The organism is Glaciecola nitratireducens FR1064 (assembly GCF_000226565.1).
GTDB classification, from domain to species: domain Bacteria; phylum Pseudomonadota; class Gammaproteobacteria; order Enterobacterales; family Alteromonadaceae; genus Glaciecola; species Glaciecola nitratireducens.
In genome coordinates this window covers 2,554,386-2,570,546 of sequence record NC_016041.1, presented here as the reverse complement: position 1 = coordinate 2,570,546, position 16,161 = coordinate 2,554,386, and the positions used below count along the sequence as shown (strand labels likewise).

Genomic DNA, 16,161 nt, shown 5'->3' with positions numbered 1-16,161 from the left:
GCGCATGTAGCTCAGCTGGATAGAGTACCTGGCTACGAACCAGGCGGTCGGAGGTTCGAATCCTTCCATGCGCGCCATATCAGGCCCTCGGGCTTACAAAAAACCTTAGTGTTGCTAACTAAGGTTTTTTTTTGCTTTAAAAAAGTAACTAAAAGAGATGGGCTGCCCCTGTGTTCTCGCAAACCTTCACAGCACAGGATGTGCTGTGTGAGCGATCAGGATGACGAACAGCGCGTTTGCGAGAACACAGGGGCAGCCCATCTCTTTTAGTTACATATCGCGCTCTATTGATGCAACGCCAACGCGCCGTTTATGAAAATGTTAGAAATTCGTGAATAATGAATAAAAATCAACAATTTATGAACTAAAGTGCATAATGTTGTTGATAGTATGCATATGAAGGCTGTTTCGATTGTAATTCGTTTCGCAGCGTGCTATTTATCCTATCCAGATTTTTGGGTGCATTTTTTAAGGGGACATTATGTCATCACAAATGACCGGCCAATTGATAGAAGCAGCAGTTTTACTGGCTGTTGGTATGTCTGTCGTGTTTGCCTTTTTGGTGTTACTTATCGGCGGCATCCATGCGATTGCTTGGTTTTGTCGTAAATATCCATCGGAAGAAGCTTCTCCTAGCACTCCAAAAAAACGCGCTGTATCGAATCAAGCGGCAAAGAACACATTACCTGCGTCAGTGAGCCCTCAAGTCGCGGCAGCGATTACTGCAGCCGTGCACACGCACAGACACACAACTTTAAAATCATAGGGAACACATTATGTCTAATCCATTAAAGCTTACTGAACTGGTCTTGCGTGACGCGCATCAGTCGATACTTGCCACTCGTATGCGCTTGGAAGATATGCTCCCTATAGCGGCTAAACTGGATGATGTTGGCTACTGGTCAATTGAGTCTTGGGGCGGCGCTACTTTTGACTCATGCATTCGTTATTTGGGTGAAGATCCTTGGGAACGCATTCGAGCATTGAAAGCTGCCATGCCGAAAACTAAGCAGCAAATGTTGTTGCGCGGTCAGAATTTGCTGGGTTACCGCCACTACGCAGATGACGTTGTAGAAAAGTTTGTTGAACGAGCGCACGCTAATGGCGTTGACGTATTCCGCATTTTCGATGCAATGAATGATGTACGTAATCTTGAAACGGCGGTTAAGTCAGCCATTAAGGTTGGTGCGCACGCTCAAGGCACAATTTCTTATACGGTTAGCCCTGTGCATAATTTGCCGCTTTGGTTGGATATGGCAAAACGCTTGGAAGACATGGGCGTTCATTCTATTTGTATTAAAGATATGGCTGGCCTATTGAAGCCATACGATTGTGAAGCGCTTATTTCGGGCTTAAAAGAAACGGTCAGTGTGCCGATTGCGATGCAGTGTCACGCAACCACAGGTTTAAGCACGGCCACTTATCAAAAGGCGGTTGATGCTGGCATTGATATGCTAGACACCGCAGTGTCTTCTATGAGCATGACTTATGGCCATACAGCGACAGAGACCATGGTCTCAATTGTTGAGGGTACCGATCGTGATACTGGCTTAGACATACAAAAACTTGCTGAGATTGCCGCTTACTTCCGTGATGTACGCAAAAAATACGCGCAGTTTGAAGGTTCTTTGAAAGGCGTTGATGCGCGGATCCTTATTGCACAAGTTCCAGGCGGTATGTTAACCAACATGGAAGGTCAGTTAAAAGAGCAGGGTGCTGAGGATAAGTTTGATGAAGTATTGCTTGAGATACCCAGAGTACGTGAGGATCTTGGTTTTATTCCGCTAGTAACGCCAACATCTCAAATTGTCGGCACTCAGGCGGTATTAAACGTCCTTACAGGTGAGCGCTATAAAAGTATTACCAAGGAAACAGCTGGCGTACTTAAAGGCGAATATGGCGCAACAGCGGCTCCTGTGAATAAAGAATTACAAGAGCGCGTACTTGATGGCGGTGAGGCGATTACATGTCGTCCTGCCGACGTTATTGCTCCCGAATTAGAAAAGCTGGAAGAAGAGCTTGACGCATTAACTGAGCAAAAATCATTACGTATTGCGAAAGATAAAATTGATGACGTGCTTACCTACGCATTGTTTCCGCAGATTGGCTTAAAGTTTATTGAAAATCGCGACAACCCCAATGCATTTGAACCTGCGCCAAGTGATGAATTACCTGTTATTGACGCAACCAGTGCTGAGCCTTTAGCGGGTGACGCTGCTGCCTACAAAGTGCGAGTTGAAGGTCAGGTTTATCATGTTGAAGTGTCTGAGGACGGTGAAGTAAGCCATATATCGTCTGCGTCAAAAAGTTCATCGTCAGAAGCGCCGGTTGCGCCAGTGGGGGAAGGTACCGATATTGACTCACCTCTATCGGGCAACATCTTTAAAATAATGGTCAGCCAAGGCGAACAAGTGGAAGAAGGCGACGTTATTCTAATTCTTGAAGCGATGAAAATGGAAACAGAAGTACGCAGTGCTGTTTCAGGTGTTGTACAGCAGATTATCGCGAAAGAAGGCGACGCTGTGCAGGCAGGCCAAACAATGATGGTTATCGGGTAGGCTCATGGAAAAGTTATTAATTCTCTGGGATAGCACTTCAATACCGCATTTTGAAGTTGGTCAAATAGTGATGATGCTTGTAGGTTTTGGCTTGCTATATCTGGCCATTGTACGCAAGTTTGAGCCGCTTTTATTACTACCTATAGGCTTTGGCGCACTACTTACTAATATCCCCTTGGCGGGCTTTAGTGAAGCAGGTGGCTTATTGCATTATATCTATTACATCGGCGTTGATACTGGCGTGTTTCCACTGCTCATTTTTATGGGTGTTGGCGCAATGACAGACTTCAGCGCATTAATTGCTAACCCGCGGATGTTACTGCTCGGCGCTGCAGCGCAGTTTGGCATTTTCGCTACGTTGTTCGGTGCAATTTTATTGAATGGTTTACCATGGTTTGAGTTTACTATGCAGGATGCATCCGCTATCGCAATTATTGGCGGTGCTGATGGACCAACCGCGATATTTTTGGCATCTAAGCTCGCTCCTGAGTTATTAGGTGCTATTGCCGTAGCTGCATATTCATACATGGCCTTAGTCCCTATTATTCAACCTCCTATTATGAAAGCTTTGACGACGCCGGAAGAGCGCAAACTGCCGATGGCTCAGTTAAGAGTGGTGTCAAAGAAAGAAAAAATCTTATTTCCTCTCGCTGTATTGGTACTCACTTTAATATTTCTTCCTGCTGCGACGCCGCTTGTGGGCATGTTTTGCTTTGGTAACCTGCTCAAAGAGTGCGGTGTAGTGGACCGCCTAAGTTATACGGCTCAAAACGAGCTGATCAATATAGTGACTATATTTCTTGGTTTAGGCGTTGGCTCAAAACTCAGTGCCGATAAATTTTTGACGGCGGAAACTTTGGGTATTTTGGCATTAGGCGCTGTGGCGTTCTCAATCGGAACAGCAACGGGTGTGTTAATGGCGAAGTTAATGAACAAGTTTAGTAAGGACAATATCAACCCCTTGATTGGTGCTGCTGGAGTTTCTGCTGTGCCAATGGCAGCGCGTGTGGTGAATAAAGTTGGGCTTGAATCGAATCCGCATAACTTTCTGCTTATGCATGCGATGGGGCCAAATGTTGCCGGCGTATTGGGCTCGGCGGTTGCTGCGGGGATATTGTTGGCGCTGGTGGGGTAGTGATTCTTTATGTCGCCACTTTGTATACTGAACAAAAATTTAGCACTGAAGACTATGTGGATACATAACTTGTTTTACCGCCACTTAAAATTGTGTTGATGCAGTTAAGCTAACAGCTAGATATTCAATATCTTTATTTTGGGGATTTCAATTGTCACAACACTAAGAATTGACTCAGAAAAATACATTTAATGTAATCTTTTGAAGTTCCTTCTAGTAGCGATAATACCAATGTTAAAACTGCTCAAAATGCTTATCCACCAAACTAAAGTGCGAATCAATCAGTTTTTTAGTCAGCTCATGCTGCGGCTCTTTAAACACTTCCTGAGTCGCCCCAGCTTCAATCACTTTCCCTTTATCCATGATCATCACCTTGTCACTAATATGACGAACAATGCCCAGGTTCTGTGAAATAAACACGAAGGCCATGCCTAGATCTTGTTGTATATCGAGTATGAGGTTAACCGTTTGTGAGCGTACAGAGGGATCTAAAGCGGCAAACGGTTCATCTGCCACAATCACTTTGGGGTCAAGTATCATGGCTCTGGCGAGAGATACGCGTTGTTGCTGGCCGTCTGACAACATGTGGCGGTAAAAGTAATAGTGCTCACGCAGTAACCCGACTTTTACGAGCGTCTGCGCTATCTTAGTTCTGCGATCTTGCTCATTCAGCTCAGTGTTTAACAGTAAGGTTTGATTCAGAATAGCGCCTACGGTTACCGCTGGATTCAAACTGTATTTACTGTGCTGCAATATCAGTCGAATATCATGGTTTCTGGTTTTCTTATCGCTCTGTTCTGCTTCTTTTCCTTCCAGCAGTATGTTGCCTTGCTGCGGTGTTATTGCACCTACTAATGATTTCGCTAGTAGGGTTTTTCCAGAACCGTTGTGGCCTGTTATTGCGAGCGTTTCGCCAGCATTCAACACAAAGTCGATGGGCCCCAATATAAACTCGTCGATAGGTTTAAAAATAGAGCGCTTAACACGATGGGTATAAACTAAGTTTTTGACTTCCAATACGGGGTTCATTCGTTGTTCTCCGCTTGATCATCAATTGGCAAATGAAGAGGGAAGTGACAGCTATATGAATGATTATGCACAACTCGTTGCTCTGGCACTTTTACGCATTCTCTTCGCGCATTCGGACAACGTGGGCCTAATCGGCAGCCGATAGGCAAGTGCTTTAACGTGGGGATAGTGCCCTCGAGTGCTACTAAGTGGGACTTCGGTGGTAAATTAATTTGAAAGCTAGGTGCGCTGTCGAGCAATGCTTTTGTATACGGATGCAGTGGTCGGCGGTGCAAGTGCTTAACTTTGCCAGATTCAACCGTTTGCCCACAATACAGCACGGTCATGCTGTGCGCCATGCCTGAAATAGCCAGAAGGTCGTGACTCACAAATAAAATGGCGAGCTTTTTGGTCTCATTCAACCCAGTTAACAGGCGCAAAATTTGATTTTTTGTGGTGCTCTCCATGCTTCGGGTAGGGTCATCAGCAATAAGCAGTTCAGGCTCTGACACTAGTGCCATCGCAATCATAAACTTCTGTGCGATATCGGCTGCTATTTCATGCGGATATCGCTGCATGCAGGCCTCATGGTTTTTAATACCGACTTTATGCATCAAGCCAATCGCAATTTCTCTGCGTTGTTTATTACGTTGCCAAAACGTCCCTTTATCGAGAAATTCTTCTGGAATACTTTCTTCTAACTGCGCTCGCAGTGTGGCTGAGGGATCGAGTGATGATGTGGGGTCCTGAAATACAACGGCAATTTCTCGTCGCATAATAATGCGCCGCTGTTCGTTGGTCATCGTCAATAGGTTTTGCCCTTTCCACGTTAAGCGGTCGGCGGTGATAATCCAATGATCAGGCACAGCGCCAATTATGGCGCGTACTATTAAGCTTTTACCGGAGCCAGACTCACCCACAAGCGCTCTAATTTCTCCGGTTTCAACGGTCAAGCTCACTTTATCTAAAGCTTTCACAAACTCAGAGCCCATGTCTATTTCAACCGTTAGGTTTCGAACTTCAAGAAGCGGCATCAGTGAATCAACCTGTTGCGCAATGCAGTTCGAAGGCCTTCCCCGACAACGTTGATAGAAAGTACCATTAGGAAAATACAAAAGCCCGGTAACGCGACCAACCACGGAGCGGAATAGGCAACTTCAAGACTTAACGATAAGCTCGCCCCTAATTCCACAACAGGACTTTGTGCGCCAAGGTTTAAGAACCCCAGCGCCGAAATATCAATGATTGCTACCGACAACGCGAGTGTGCTTTGCACGGCCAATAGTTCAAACATGCCGGGTAATATTGAAGCCCAAAAGATACGAGGAGAGCTAGCGCCATCGAGTTTGTCTAACAAAATGTAGTCTTTTTTCATTTCTTCACGCACAAAAGTACGCGTTTGATGCACAAATTGTGGGATAAGCGCCAAGACGATTGCCCACATACTGTTCCATAACCCAGTGCCTAAAATTGCCACGATAATAATTGCGATCAGCAAGGTAGGCACTGCCATTAAGGAATCTAGCAGATGATTGAGCACGCTCGACTTTATTCCTTTGTTCATGCCAGCTAAGGTGCCTAACGCGACGCCAATCGTAGCGGCAATAAGGACTAAGAAAACGCTTGAACCAAAAGTCACTCTGCTGCCATAAAGAGTGCGAGAAAACACGTCACGGCCTAAGGCATCAGTACCGAATATATGAGAAATGCTGCCGTTTCCTTCCCAAGCGGGTGGCAGCAGTATTGCGTTAGTATTCTGTACGTTTGGGTCATAGGGCGAAAGAAAGGGGGCTAAAATAGCAATAGCGCAAAATAAAAGCAGAATAGCGAAACCGATCAGCGCGAAATGGCTGCGCTTAAACTCCAGCCAAATATGCATGATTGGAGAGGGATGAAATTCTTCTTGGTAGAGATTATATTGAGGCACGTTGATATTTATCCCTAGCTGGGTCGAAAGCTCGACTGATGAATTCAATGGAGATAGTAAGCGTCACAACAAATACGGACACAACTAACATGCCGATGCGTATAGCAGGGTAATCTCTTTGATAGATAGCTTGAATTAGCCAGTTGCCGATGCCAGGCCAAGAAAAAATAGTTTCAACGACCATGGCATTCGTTATCAGCGTTGATATTTGCATGGCCATGAGCGGCAAAATGGGCAACAGCGAATTGCGCAAGCCGTGTTTAAAGAAAATTTGTTTAGTGGTAAACCCACGGGATTTTGCTGCATCAACATAGCCTTTGTTCATTTCATCCATAATTGAGCGACGAGTGAAACGAATGAAGATAGCGGTTGTGACTAGGGCTATAGATGCTGTAGGCAGTATCAGATGCCGAAGTGCATCGATGAATGCGTCTTTTTTGTCTGGAAGATCGGATGTGATTATATCCAAAAGAATGAAGCCGCTGCTATGCGGAACGTCATATAAAAAGTTGACGCGGCCGGAGAGTGGCAGGTAACCGAGCTGTAAACAGAATATAGTGATAAAAATTACCGCTAACCAAAATACGGGAAACGAATAACTCACCACACTGAAGGTGACAACGCCGAAGTCGAAGGGTTTATGATGCCAAATACCACCGATAAAGCCTAAGGGAATACCCACGAAAATAGATACAAATAACGCGTAGCTTATTAGCTCAATGGTGGCGGGGAAGGCAATGCTGATTTCGTCAAATAGGCTTAGCTGTGACGAGGAGCTTACTCCCCAATCACCGTTGAGAAGGTTTTGTAGGTAGTACCAAAATTGCACGAAAATAGAGCGGTCTAGTTTGAATGCGGCCTCCAGTGCAACTCGTTGTTCATCTGATTGCGGCACAATCCCCGATATGTTTGTTAGCGTATCACCCGGAAACATATAGGCCAAAGAAAACGAGATAATAACCAATACCGCAATGGTCAACACCATTAGGTTAAAATAACGCAGCAATAAGCTAATCATTCTTTGCGCACCACATTATCAAAACGTATTCCACCAAAGGGGTTGATTGTCATCCCTTCAATTTGACTATTGACTGCTTGATATTGGAATGCATGAGCGATAGGCACCAATGGCACTTCATTAAATATAATTTGGTTAGCGCGATGGTAAAAAATACGGCGTTCGTTCGAATCTTCTGTTTTTAAGGCGTTTTCAATTAGCACGTCATACTCTGCATTGCACCAACGCGCTCTATTTGTGCCCGAGGGTATTGCCGCGCAGGTTAATAAGGGGCGATAAAAGTTATCAGGATCGCCGTTATCAGCTGCCCAACCGATAAGCACTGAATCGTGCATACCAGCCGTCAGGTTTTCTCTAAACCGAGTCCAGTCATAGCTAACAATGTTAACCGTAACGCCAACTTCCGCTAAATACGTACTCATTAGCTGTGCCATTTTCATTGCGTTCGGGTTGTATGCGCGCTGCACGGGCATTGCCCAAATGTTCATGGTGAAGTTATACGGAATGCCTGCTTCATCTAATAGCTTTCTAGCCGTGACGGGATTATAGCCAATATCCTGCATATTGGATTGATGTGCCCACGACGCCGAGGGAACTAAACTTTTTGCTCTGGTTGCTTGACCTAAATAGACTGTTTCAAGCAGGGACGTTTTGTCGATGGCAAGAGCCAAGGCTCTGCGCACTTTGGGGTTGTCGAATGGGGGCTTGCTGGTATTAAATGCCCAAAACCCAATATTCAGCCCTGGTTTCTCCAATAATGTTAAATCTTCTCGTTCTCTGATGACTTCAAGATCATTTTGCGAGGGGAAGGCGACCGCATCGCATTCGCCGGTGATCAGCTTTGCTACACGTAACGAGCTTTTAGGCGTAATATCGAAAACTAGGTTTTCAGGCCCTGTGGTGTCTAAGAAATAATCGCTGTGACGCTGATAGCGGATAAATTGATCTTTACGATAACCGACGAATTTATAAGGACCCGTGCCGATCGGCAAAGTATCAAGCTCGCTTGGTGAGCCATCAGCAAGCAAATTCATAGCATATTCGGCGGATAAAATGACTGAAAAGTCAGTCGCTAGATTTGCCAAAAATGAACTGTCGGGTTTGTATAAAGAAATTTCTACTCTATATCCGTTCACTCTCGTGACGTCTTTGATCGTGCTCTTTAAACCCAAGCTTTGAAAATACGGATAATTTCCACCCGATACATCATGGTAAGGTTGTGAGTTTACTCGCCAGCGGTCGATGCTGAATATAACGTCGTCGGCGTTAAAATTACGGGTAGGCGTGAAGTAGGCTGTATCGTGAAATTTGACGCCTTTGCGCAATTGGAACGTGTAGTTGAGACCATCGTTACTCACTAACCAACTGCTAGCTAAGCCGGGTTCTATTTCACCGTTTTCGGTGTTGAACTCAAGAAGTCGGTCGTATACCTGGTGCGAAGATGCGTCTGCAGTCGTGCTTGAGGTATCTAACTGTGGATTAAAGGAGGCAGGACTGCTTTCAGAGCAAAAGGTAATGCCCGCTTTTGTTATTTGTGTTTTTTTCTGCGAACAGCCCAACATCAACATCAAACTGAAACTCAGTAATAACGTCTTTATGATAAGTGTTGGCTGCTGATTCAGATTCATCATTCGTCGGTTTTATCTAACAGGTTGTATTTCTTTAAATATCCTCTTAATTGATGATACGTCAATGAAAGCTTTTCTGCAGTTTTTTTCTGATTAAATTGTGCATCTTTCAACGCACTATTTAGCATGTGTATTTCAAAATCTTGTGATTGTTCTTTTAAATCAATAGGGAAGTTAAACACTTGCTCTTTTGACGACGCTAAACCCGTTGTTATTGCTTCATCGCCATTCTGTCCAATAGCATCAAGCAAATTATTATTATCTATTGGAGCCGAACGTTGCGCTGCTGCATTTATTGTTTCTGAAGAGGCTGGGGCTCTTGTGCGTGTTTGCGGGCGAAACTCTGACAGGAATGGATTCACCACAATATCATGGACAGGTAGGTTGGGGTTGTTTCGGTAAACTGCGCGTTCGATAACGTTTTTTAATTCACGAACGTTACCAGGCCATTCATATTCCATTAGCGTTTTTTTGGCTTTGGCCGTAAAGCCACTGAATAATTCCATCTCTAGCTCGCGCGCCATATTGATTGCAAAATGTTCAGCGAGCATCATGATATCTTCTTGGCGATGTCTCAGTGGTGGGATTGTTATGACGTCAAAAGCGAGGCGATCAAGCAAATCGGCACGAAACTCGCCTTGTTCTGCAAGCGTGGGTAAGTCTTCATTTGTTGCCGCAACTAAGCGAACGTCAACTTTCACCGTTCGCGTGCCGCCGACGCGTTCAAATTCGCCATATTCTATAACGCGCAGCAGTTTCTCTTGCACCAACGCTGAAGTATTAGCCAACTCATCTAAAAACATCGTGCCATTGTCGGCATATTCAAATCGACCTTCTCGGCGTTTTGCTGCGCCTGTGAAGGCGCCTGCCTCATAACCGAAGAGCTCACTCTCAAGCAAACTATCATTCAATGCTGCACAATTTAGTTTGACGTAGTTTTGTTCCCAACGATGAGAGAGAAAATGGAGTCTTGCTGCAATTAATTCTTTACCTGTTCCGCGCTCACCTATTACTAAGACAGGCTTATTGAGTGGCGCAATTTGAGAAACTTGCTCCAATACTTCCATAAAGCTATTGGCTTGTCCGAGTAAATTATCCTGCGGCTTAAAGCGACTCATTGTGATTCCCTTGAAAATTAGTCAATTTCACTAAAATGTAGTCTACTTTAAAAATAATAAAAAACCTCAATTTCTTTAAAAAATTTTATTATTCATATAAATCATTGGCTTATAGGTTTTTGATAAGTTGGCAAGCATATTGAATAGTGTATACCAAGTTCAATAGGAAATTTTTTTAGTTTAAACACACAGAGGTAAATGATTATGGGTATCTTTTCACGTTTCACAGATATTATAAACTCAAACATTAATGCGTTGCTAGACAAGGCTGAAGACCCTGAAAAAATGGTTCGCTTAATTATTCAGGAAATGGAAGACACCTTGGTCGAAGTGCGTTCAGCTTCAGCGAAGACCATTGCTAACAAGAAAGATGTAAGCAATCAAGTAAATCGCTTAAGTAACGAAGTTGCCGAATGGCAGGATAAAGCGGAACTTGCTTTAAGCAAAGATCGTGAAGACCTAGCAAGAGCAGCGTTGCACGAAAAACAAAAGACTTTAGAAACTGCTAACTCATTAAAGCATGAGCTTAGTTTGATTGAGAGCGAGTTGGCCAAACTACAAAGCGAAACAGGGCAATTACAAGAGAAGCTAGCTGATGCTAAAACTCGTCAAAAAACGATTTTGATGCGCCAGAAAACAGTTAGTTCAAGACTTGAAGTAAAGAGACGTCTTGATAGCAACACTGTTGATAACGCAATGGGCAGGTTCGAACAGTTCGAGCGTAAAATTGACGACCTAGAATCTCAAGTGGAAGCTTATGATGTTGGTAAGAAAACGCTTAAAGATGAATTCGCTGAATTAGAAGCGGGTGGTAAAATTGATAATGAGTTGGCAGCATTGAAGAAAAGAATGCAGGCCGATACTGAGAAACCAGCAGCCAAGGCAAAGAAAGCTTAATTCTGGTATAACCTTAGTATTATTAGTAGAGAGCGCTGTTTTGGTCAATAATAGAAGTTAATCAAAAAGCAGAGTCGCGGTACACGGAGTGCCGCAACGTTCTCACCAGCAAAGCCGTCACCAGGAGAACTATCGTGGACGAGTTATTAGTTATATTTACAGGCGTTCCGTTAATTTTATTCACATTATTTGTCGCACCTATCTGGCTAATTCTGCATTACCGCAGTAAAAAACAAGTTAGTCAGGGGCTGTCAGAGGAAGAATTTGCAACTTTAAAGAAATTAGCCGAAACCGCTGAAGTAATGTCAGATCGCATTCAAACCTTAGAAAGTATTTTGGATGAAGAAGCACCGAAATGGAGGGAAAGAGCATGAAAACTGGAACCTCATTATATCGCGACCCAAAAAATGGCAAGATCGCAGGTGTTTGCGCCGGTGTTGCCGACTATTTCAATTTAGAAACTTGGTTTGTCAGAATATTGACCGTTACCGCTTTTTTCTTGCTAGCCGGCCCATTCATTTTAGTTACGTACGTTGCAGCTTGGTTTATTTTGGATAAAAAGCCAGCAGGTGAACATTATGCTTCAGGTGCAGATAGATTTGGCGATGACGTTAACGCAGTTAAGGCCGGATTTGCCAACAAAGTTTGGCGTAAATCAAATCACGCGGAAAGTTCTGCTGATACAAACGAGGAGCGCAAAATAGAAGTAAAATCGCGTGTTTGGCAAGCAGGAGAGCCGCCTAGAGAAGCATTTTTTGATATTCAAGAAAGATTTAGAGTTGCAGAACTTAAACTGCGTAGATTAGAAGGTTACGTTACTTCAAAAGAGTTCGAATTGAATCGTGAGATTAGTCGACTTTAACTCTCTAATCTAAGAATAACTAAAGTAAAAACACTAGATTGTTCACCCCCCTCTTTTTTGCCACACATTGTGTGGCATTTTTTGTTTTTAAAGGGATTGAAAGCTACTTTCGTAAACTTATAATTACAAAATGATGTTTTTATCATATCGAAGTAAAAGCTGAGATCATTATTATTTGTCAAAAATTAGTTAACATCAGCGCATTGAAATTAACTAAATGATGAATTGTTATGTTAAGTGCACCGCCAAAGAAAACGCAGTATGTTTCTCGTCAATCTGACGAAAATGGTATCATTCACTGGTCGCCTGAAGAAAACCAGATTTGGCAAGAGCTATATGAACGACAGGCTGCTTTGTTACCCGGCAGAGCCTGCGAACAATATATGCAGGGACTTGAGCTTCTTAAACTAACGCAAGACCGCATTCCGCAGCTAAAAGATATTGACGAAGTGCTCATGCGTGAAACTGGGTGGAAAACTGCCGAAGTACCTGCGCTCATCAATTTTACCGACTTTTTTACCTTATTAGCTAATAAACAGTTTCCCGTTGCAACCTTTATTCGAAGCAAAGAAGAGTTTGATTACCTGCAAGAGCCTGATGTTTTTCACGAAATATTTGGTCACTGTCCACTACTAACCAACCCAGCGTTTGCCCACTTTACGCATACCTACGGGAAGTTAGGCTTGGCTGCAAGTAAAGAGGACAGAGGCTATCTGGCCAGATTATACTGGTTTACTGTCGAGTTTGGCCTGCTCAAAACCAGCGAAGGGTTGCGTATTTATGGCGGTGGAATATTATCGTCTCCTGGTGAAACTCACTATGCATTGGACAGTGAAACTCCAGAGCGCTACGATCTCAAACCTATAGACGTGTTGAGAACGCCATATCGAATCGATATTATGCAGCCGCTTTATTATGTGCTTGAAGACTTTGACAATTTGTTCGATATCGCTCAAATGGATATTATGGCGCTGGTAGAAGAAGCCAAAAAACTGGGTTTATACGAACCTAAATTCCCACCAAAGAATAAGCTAGCCAGCTAATCTGAAATTAATTGCACGCTAGACCTGTCTGTTATTTTATGTAACAGAACTGCCCAGCGTGCAGTCTCGATAATGATCTAGGTCGAGAGAAAGACGTATATTCTATTAACCATATGACTTTAATCACCTTGTGGTGACTTTTCGGATACGACAAACTCATGCGATTGGAAATAAACTGTCAAGATAGACTTGGAATTACGCAAGATGTTCTGGATATTCTCACGGAATATGACATCGACCTGCGCGGAATTGAAATAGACGAGACGGGAAAAATATTTCTCGACTTTCCGACGATCGAGTTCGAAAATTTTCAGCACCTAATGCCGAAGATCAGAAGAATAGAAGGTATAACGGACGTTAAAACCACACCTTTTATGCCAATTCAGCGAGAGCGGAATCAGCTGCGAGCGTTACTTCAAACGCTTCCAGATCCTTGTTTCTCTACCGATACATCAGGAAAAATAATTCTGTTCAATGAATCTGTCGCGAGTGGCTTAGAATTGCAAGCAGAGCAGATATTGCAGTTGAATATTGATGAAGTTCTCTCCGGCTTTAACATTACTAAATGGTTAGAAGGTAAAGAAATTTACGCCCAAACTCATCGCGTCAAATTTATTGAGCAGGACTATATAGCGGATATTCTGCCGGTAGATGTGCCTGACAATGATAAAACGGTTTTGGCTGGCGCTGTTGTGATCCTCAAGTCTGAATCTCGACTTGGCCAACAGCTCAACGTTTTTAACAAAACAACATCTAACTGTTTTGACAGCTTTCAAGCGACAAGTGCAGCAATGAAAAAAGTCGTACGTGACGCTAAACGTATGTCGGAATTAGACGGGCACATGTTGATATACGGTGAATCGGGTACTGGTAAGCAAAGTATCGCGAGAGCGTGCCACGACAGCAGCCCCAGAGCCGAAGGTGCATATCAGATCCTGAATTGTGCCTCTTTACCTGATGACGTAGCAGAAACAGAATTGTTTGGTATTGAACATGGGCAATTTAACGGTTCGGACAGTAAGCCCGGCCTAATTGAATTGTCATCGGGTGGCACACTGGTATTAGATGAAATTTCTGAAATGTCACAGCAGCTGCAGTCTAAGTTGTTGCGGGTTATTGAAGACGGTCATTACCGAAAAGCTGGCCAAACTGAAACTGTAAAAGTAGACCTTAGAATCATTTGTACGACCTGCAAAGATCTTTCTGAATCAGTTGAAATTGGTACCTTTAGAGAAGATTTATATTATCGCTTGAACGTGCTTGCACTGGTGCTGCCCCCTTTACGTGAGCGCAAGGCCGACGTAATTCCTTTAGCGGAAAATATTGTTCGCCAACACAGTAACAAATTGGGCATTCGTTCACCGAAACTCAGTAAGTCCTGTGTTGATTACCTGCAAGCTTATCCTTGGCCGGGCAATGTGCGTCAACTTAAAAATGCACTGTATAGAGCGATAGCGTTGATGGACGGGAATGAAATTACTAAAGAGGCAATTCAACTTCCAAGCTGCAGTACGACAGTAAATTATATCGACGAAAATTTTGAAGGTACCTTAGAACATGAAGTGAAGAAATTTGAGAAGGATTTGCTTAAACGCCTTTATCCATCTTATCCAAGCACCCGACAGTTAGCGCGCAAACTTGGTTTGAGTCATACAGCGATTGCGAATAAACTTCGTGAATATGGCATCAGTAAAGCAACTGTAAAGTATTAGTTACGTTATATGCTCTCTAGCCCCTTATTACGGGGCTTTTTTTTGTCCTCATTTTGACAGGCAATCCCAATCTTCGAGGTGTCTCATTTTCCTTTCAGCGTTATAATACGCCAAACCAGTAAGCAATGTGAAAACGAAGCTCGGACACGCAGTGCTTTTAGCGTATCTTCGTATCATGCTTTTCAATAAATGATGAAATAAACTTAAGGTTGAATGAATGAAATTAGCGACTTATAAAAACAATACGCGTGATGGCAAGTTGATGCTCGTGAACCGCGACTTAACAAAAGCAATTGAAGTTGCTGATGTGGCTGCAACAATGCAGCAGGCGTTGGATAATTGGCGGGAAATTGAGCCTGTATTGAAAGCGCGTTACGATTCACTTAATAACGATAGCGCGAACGCTGAAAATTTTGATGAAGCCCTTTGTGAAAGTCCATTACCACGAGCTTATCAGTGGGCCGATGGCAGTGCCTACGTCAATCACGTTGAGCTTGTTCGAAAAGCACGTGGTGCCGAAATTCCAGCGTCGTTCTGGACAGATCCCTTAATGTATCAAGGTGGTTCTGATGACTTCATCGGGCCGCGTGACGATGTAAAGCTTCCCTCAGACGAGTGGGGAATAGATTTTGAGGGTGAAGTAGCAGTCATTACTGACGACGTGCCAATGGGTGTTGCTCCTGAAAGTGCCGGGCAGCATATTAAATTACTTATGCTAGTTAACGATGTTTCATTACGTGGATTAATTCCAGGTGAACTAGCTAAGGGCTTTGGGTTCTTTCAATCAAAACCTTCATCAGTATTTTCGCCTGTTGCGGTAACGCCTGATGAGCTCACTACTGCTTGGTCTGGAAACAAAGTCCATCTTCCACTGGTTTCGCATTATAACGGTGCATTATTTGGTAAACCTGAAGCGGGTGAGGATATGACATTTGATTTTGCTCAGCTGGTTGCGCATGCAGCTAAGTCTCGCAATTTAGGCGCTGGTGCGATTATTGGGTCCGGTACGGTCTCAAATAAACAGGGTACCGATCACGGTTCTTCTATTGCTGAAGGGGGCGTCGGCTATTCATGTATTGCCGAAGTTCGAATGATAGAAACAATCCGTGATGGCAAGCCGTCTACTCCGTTTATGGCCTTTGAGGACTCTATTCGTATTGAAATGTTTGACCGTGAGGGTCAGAGTATTTTTGGTGCTATCGACCAAGTCATCAAAAAGTCTGCGGTATAATAAATACGCCGTAACATAGAAGCG

15 protein-coding genes and 1 tRNA gene are annotated in these 16,161 nt (G+C 43.6%); 10 read left to right on the top strand and 6 right to left on the bottom strand.

Annotation, left to right across the window (positions count from 1 at the left end):
• From GNIT_RS11080 to GNIT_RS11065, 4 genes are all read left to right on the top strand, one after another.
• Nucleotides 1–77: transfer RNA gene (locus GNIT_RS11080), tRNA-Arg, on the top strand.
• Nucleotides 78–481: 404 nt separating this feature from the next.
• A complete protein-coding gene (locus tag GNIT_RS11075) occupies nt 482–766 on the top strand; it encodes an OadG family protein (protein ID WP_014109298.1) in 285 nt (94 codons plus the stop codon).
• A 10-nt stretch (nt 767–776) separates the two neighbouring features.
• Nucleotides 777–2,558 (top strand): sodium-extruding oxaloacetate decarboxylase subunit alpha, encoded by a 1,782-nt coding sequence (oadA, locus tag GNIT_RS11070; protein WP_014109297.1) that lies wholly within the window; start codon nt 777–779, stop codon nt 2,556–2,558.
• Nucleotides 2,559–2,562: 4 nt separating this feature from the next.
• Entirely contained in the window at nt 2,563–3,693 is a 1,131-nt protein-coding gene (locus GNIT_RS11065; protein ID WP_014109296.1) for a sodium ion-translocating decarboxylase subunit beta, read from the top strand.
• Nucleotides 3,694–3,927: 234 nt separating this feature from the next.
• Here the strand turns inward: GNIT_RS11065 and GNIT_RS11060 are convergent, their stop codons facing one another.
• Genes GNIT_RS11060 through pspF form a run of 6 tightly spaced genes read right to left on the bottom strand, consistent with a single transcriptional unit; the run spans nt 3,928 to nt 10,392 of the window.
• Nucleotides 3,928–4,722 carry an ATP-binding cassette domain-containing protein gene (locus GNIT_RS11060; RefSeq protein WP_014109295.1) on the bottom strand — a complete coding sequence of 265 codons (795 nt, stop codon included), beginning with the start codon at nt 4,720–4,722 and terminating at the stop codon, nt 3,928–3,930.
• Nucleotides 4,719–5,735 (bottom strand): oligopeptide/dipeptide ABC transporter ATP-binding protein, encoded by a 1,017-nt coding sequence (locus GNIT_RS11055; protein WP_014109294.1) that lies wholly within the window; start codon nt 5,733–5,735, stop codon nt 4,719–4,721. The genes GNIT_RS11060 and GNIT_RS11055 overlap by 4 nt, the downstream gene beginning before the upstream one ends.
• Entirely contained in the window at nt 5,735–6,628 is an 894-nt protein-coding gene (locus GNIT_RS11050; RefSeq protein ID WP_014109293.1) for an ABC transporter permease subunit, read from the bottom strand. The genes GNIT_RS11055 and GNIT_RS11050 overlap by 1 nt, the downstream gene beginning before the upstream one ends.
• Entirely contained in the window at nt 6,615–7,646 is a 1,032-nt protein-coding gene (locus GNIT_RS11045) for an ABC transporter permease (protein ID WP_014109292.1), read from the bottom strand. Before GNIT_RS11045 ends, GNIT_RS11050 begins: the two co-directional genes overlap by 14 nt.
• Entirely contained in the window at nt 7,643–9,274 is a 1,632-nt protein-coding gene (locus GNIT_RS11040; RefSeq protein ID WP_014109291.1) for an ABC transporter substrate-binding protein, read from the bottom strand. The genes GNIT_RS11045 and GNIT_RS11040 overlap by 4 nt, the downstream gene beginning before the upstream one ends.
• On the bottom strand, nt 9,274–10,392 hold the full coding sequence (pspF, locus tag GNIT_RS11035; RefSeq protein WP_014109290.1) for a phage shock protein operon transcriptional activator: 1,119 nt from the start codon (nt 10,390–10,392) through the stop codon (nt 9,274–9,276). Before pspF ends, GNIT_RS11040 begins: the two co-directional genes overlap by 1 nt.
• A 204-nt stretch (nt 10,393–10,596) precedes the next feature.
• On the opposite strand from pspF, the gene pspA reads away from it, so the two are divergent.
• From pspA to GNIT_RS11005, 6 genes are all read left to right on the top strand, one after another.
• Nucleotides 10,597–11,289 (top strand): phage shock protein PspA, encoded by a 693-nt coding sequence (gene pspA / locus GNIT_RS11030; protein ID WP_014109289.1) that lies wholly within the window; start codon nt 10,597–10,599, stop codon nt 11,287–11,289.
• A 134-nt stretch (nt 11,290–11,423) separates the two neighbouring features.
• Nucleotides 11,424–11,663, top strand: a complete 240-nt coding sequence (gene pspB, locus GNIT_RS11025) for an envelope stress response membrane protein PspB (protein WP_014109288.1) — start codon at nt 11,424–11,426, stop codon at nt 11,661–11,663.
• Nucleotides 11,660–12,151 carry an envelope stress response membrane protein PspC gene (gene pspC / locus GNIT_RS11020; RefSeq protein WP_014109287.1) on the top strand — a complete coding sequence of 164 codons (492 nt, stop codon included), beginning with the start codon at nt 11,660–11,662 and terminating at the stop codon, nt 12,149–12,151. The genes pspB and pspC overlap by 4 nt, the downstream gene beginning before the upstream one ends.
• Nucleotides 12,152–12,381: 230 nt before the next feature.
• Entirely contained in the window at nt 12,382–13,194 is an 813-nt protein-coding gene (phhA, locus tag GNIT_RS11015) for a phenylalanine 4-monooxygenase (RefSeq protein WP_014109286.1), read from the top strand.
• 158 nt (nt 13,195–13,352) lie between these two features.
• A complete protein-coding gene (gene tyrR / locus GNIT_RS11010; protein WP_014109285.1) occupies nt 13,353–14,906 on the top strand; it encodes a transcriptional regulator TyrR in 1,554 nt (517 codons plus the stop codon).
• A gap of 217 nt (nt 14,907–15,123) precedes the next feature.
• On the top strand, nt 15,124–16,137 hold the full coding sequence (locus GNIT_RS11005) for a fumarylacetoacetate hydrolase family protein (protein WP_014109284.1): 1,014 nt from the start codon (nt 15,124–15,126) through the stop codon (nt 16,135–16,137).
• The last annotated feature ends 24 nt before the right edge of the window (nt 16,138–16,161 follow it).

What these genes read in the sequence shown, in the direction of transcription:
- GNIT_RS11040 (WP_014109291.1), bottom strand. Translation starts at nt 9,274, where the DNA reads ATGAATCTGAATCAGCAGCCAACACTTATCATAAAGACGTTATTACTG.
- GNIT_RS11055 (WP_014109294.1), bottom strand. Translation starts at nt 5,735, where the DNA reads ATGCCGCTTCTTGAAGTTCGAAACCTAACGGTTGAAATAGACATGGGC.
- GNIT_RS11060 (WP_014109295.1), bottom strand. Translation starts at nt 4,722, where the DNA reads ATGAACCCCGTATTGGAAGTCAAAAACTTAGTTTATACCCATCGTGTT.
- pspC (WP_014109287.1), top strand. Translation starts at nt 11,660, where the DNA reads ATGAAAACTGGAACCTCATTATATCGCGACCCAAAAAATGGCAAGATC.
- oadA (WP_014109297.1), top strand. Translation starts at nt 777, where the DNA reads ATGTCTAATCCATTAAAGCTTACTGAACTGGTCTTGCGTGACGCGCAT.
- pspA (WP_014109289.1), top strand. Translation starts at nt 10,597, where the DNA reads ATGGGTATCTTTTCACGTTTCACAGATATTATAAACTCAAACATTAAT.
- phhA (WP_014109286.1), top strand. Translation starts at nt 12,382, where the DNA reads ATGTTAAGTGCACCGCCAAAGAAAACGCAGTATGTTTCTCGTCAATCT.
- GNIT_RS11075 (WP_014109298.1), top strand. Translation starts at nt 482, where the DNA reads ATGTCATCACAAATGACCGGCCAATTGATAGAAGCAGCAGTTTTACTG.
- GNIT_RS11045 (WP_014109292.1), bottom strand. Translation starts at nt 7,646, where the DNA reads ATGATTAGCTTATTGCTGCGTTATTTTAACCTAATGGTGTTGACCATT.
- tyrR (WP_014109285.1), top strand. Translation starts at nt 13,353, where the DNA reads ATGCGATTGGAAATAAACTGTCAAGATAGACTTGGAATTACGCAAGAT.
- pspF (WP_014109290.1), bottom strand. Translation starts at nt 10,392, where the DNA reads ATGAGTCGCTTTAAGCCGCAGGATAATTTACTCGGACAAGCCAATAGC.
- GNIT_RS11005 (WP_014109284.1), top strand. Translation starts at nt 15,124, where the DNA reads ATGAAATTAGCGACTTATAAAAACAATACGCGTGATGGCAAGTTGATG.
- GNIT_RS11065 (WP_014109296.1), top strand. Translation starts at nt 2,563, where the DNA reads ATGGAAAAGTTATTAATTCTCTGGGATAGCACTTCAATACCGCATTTT.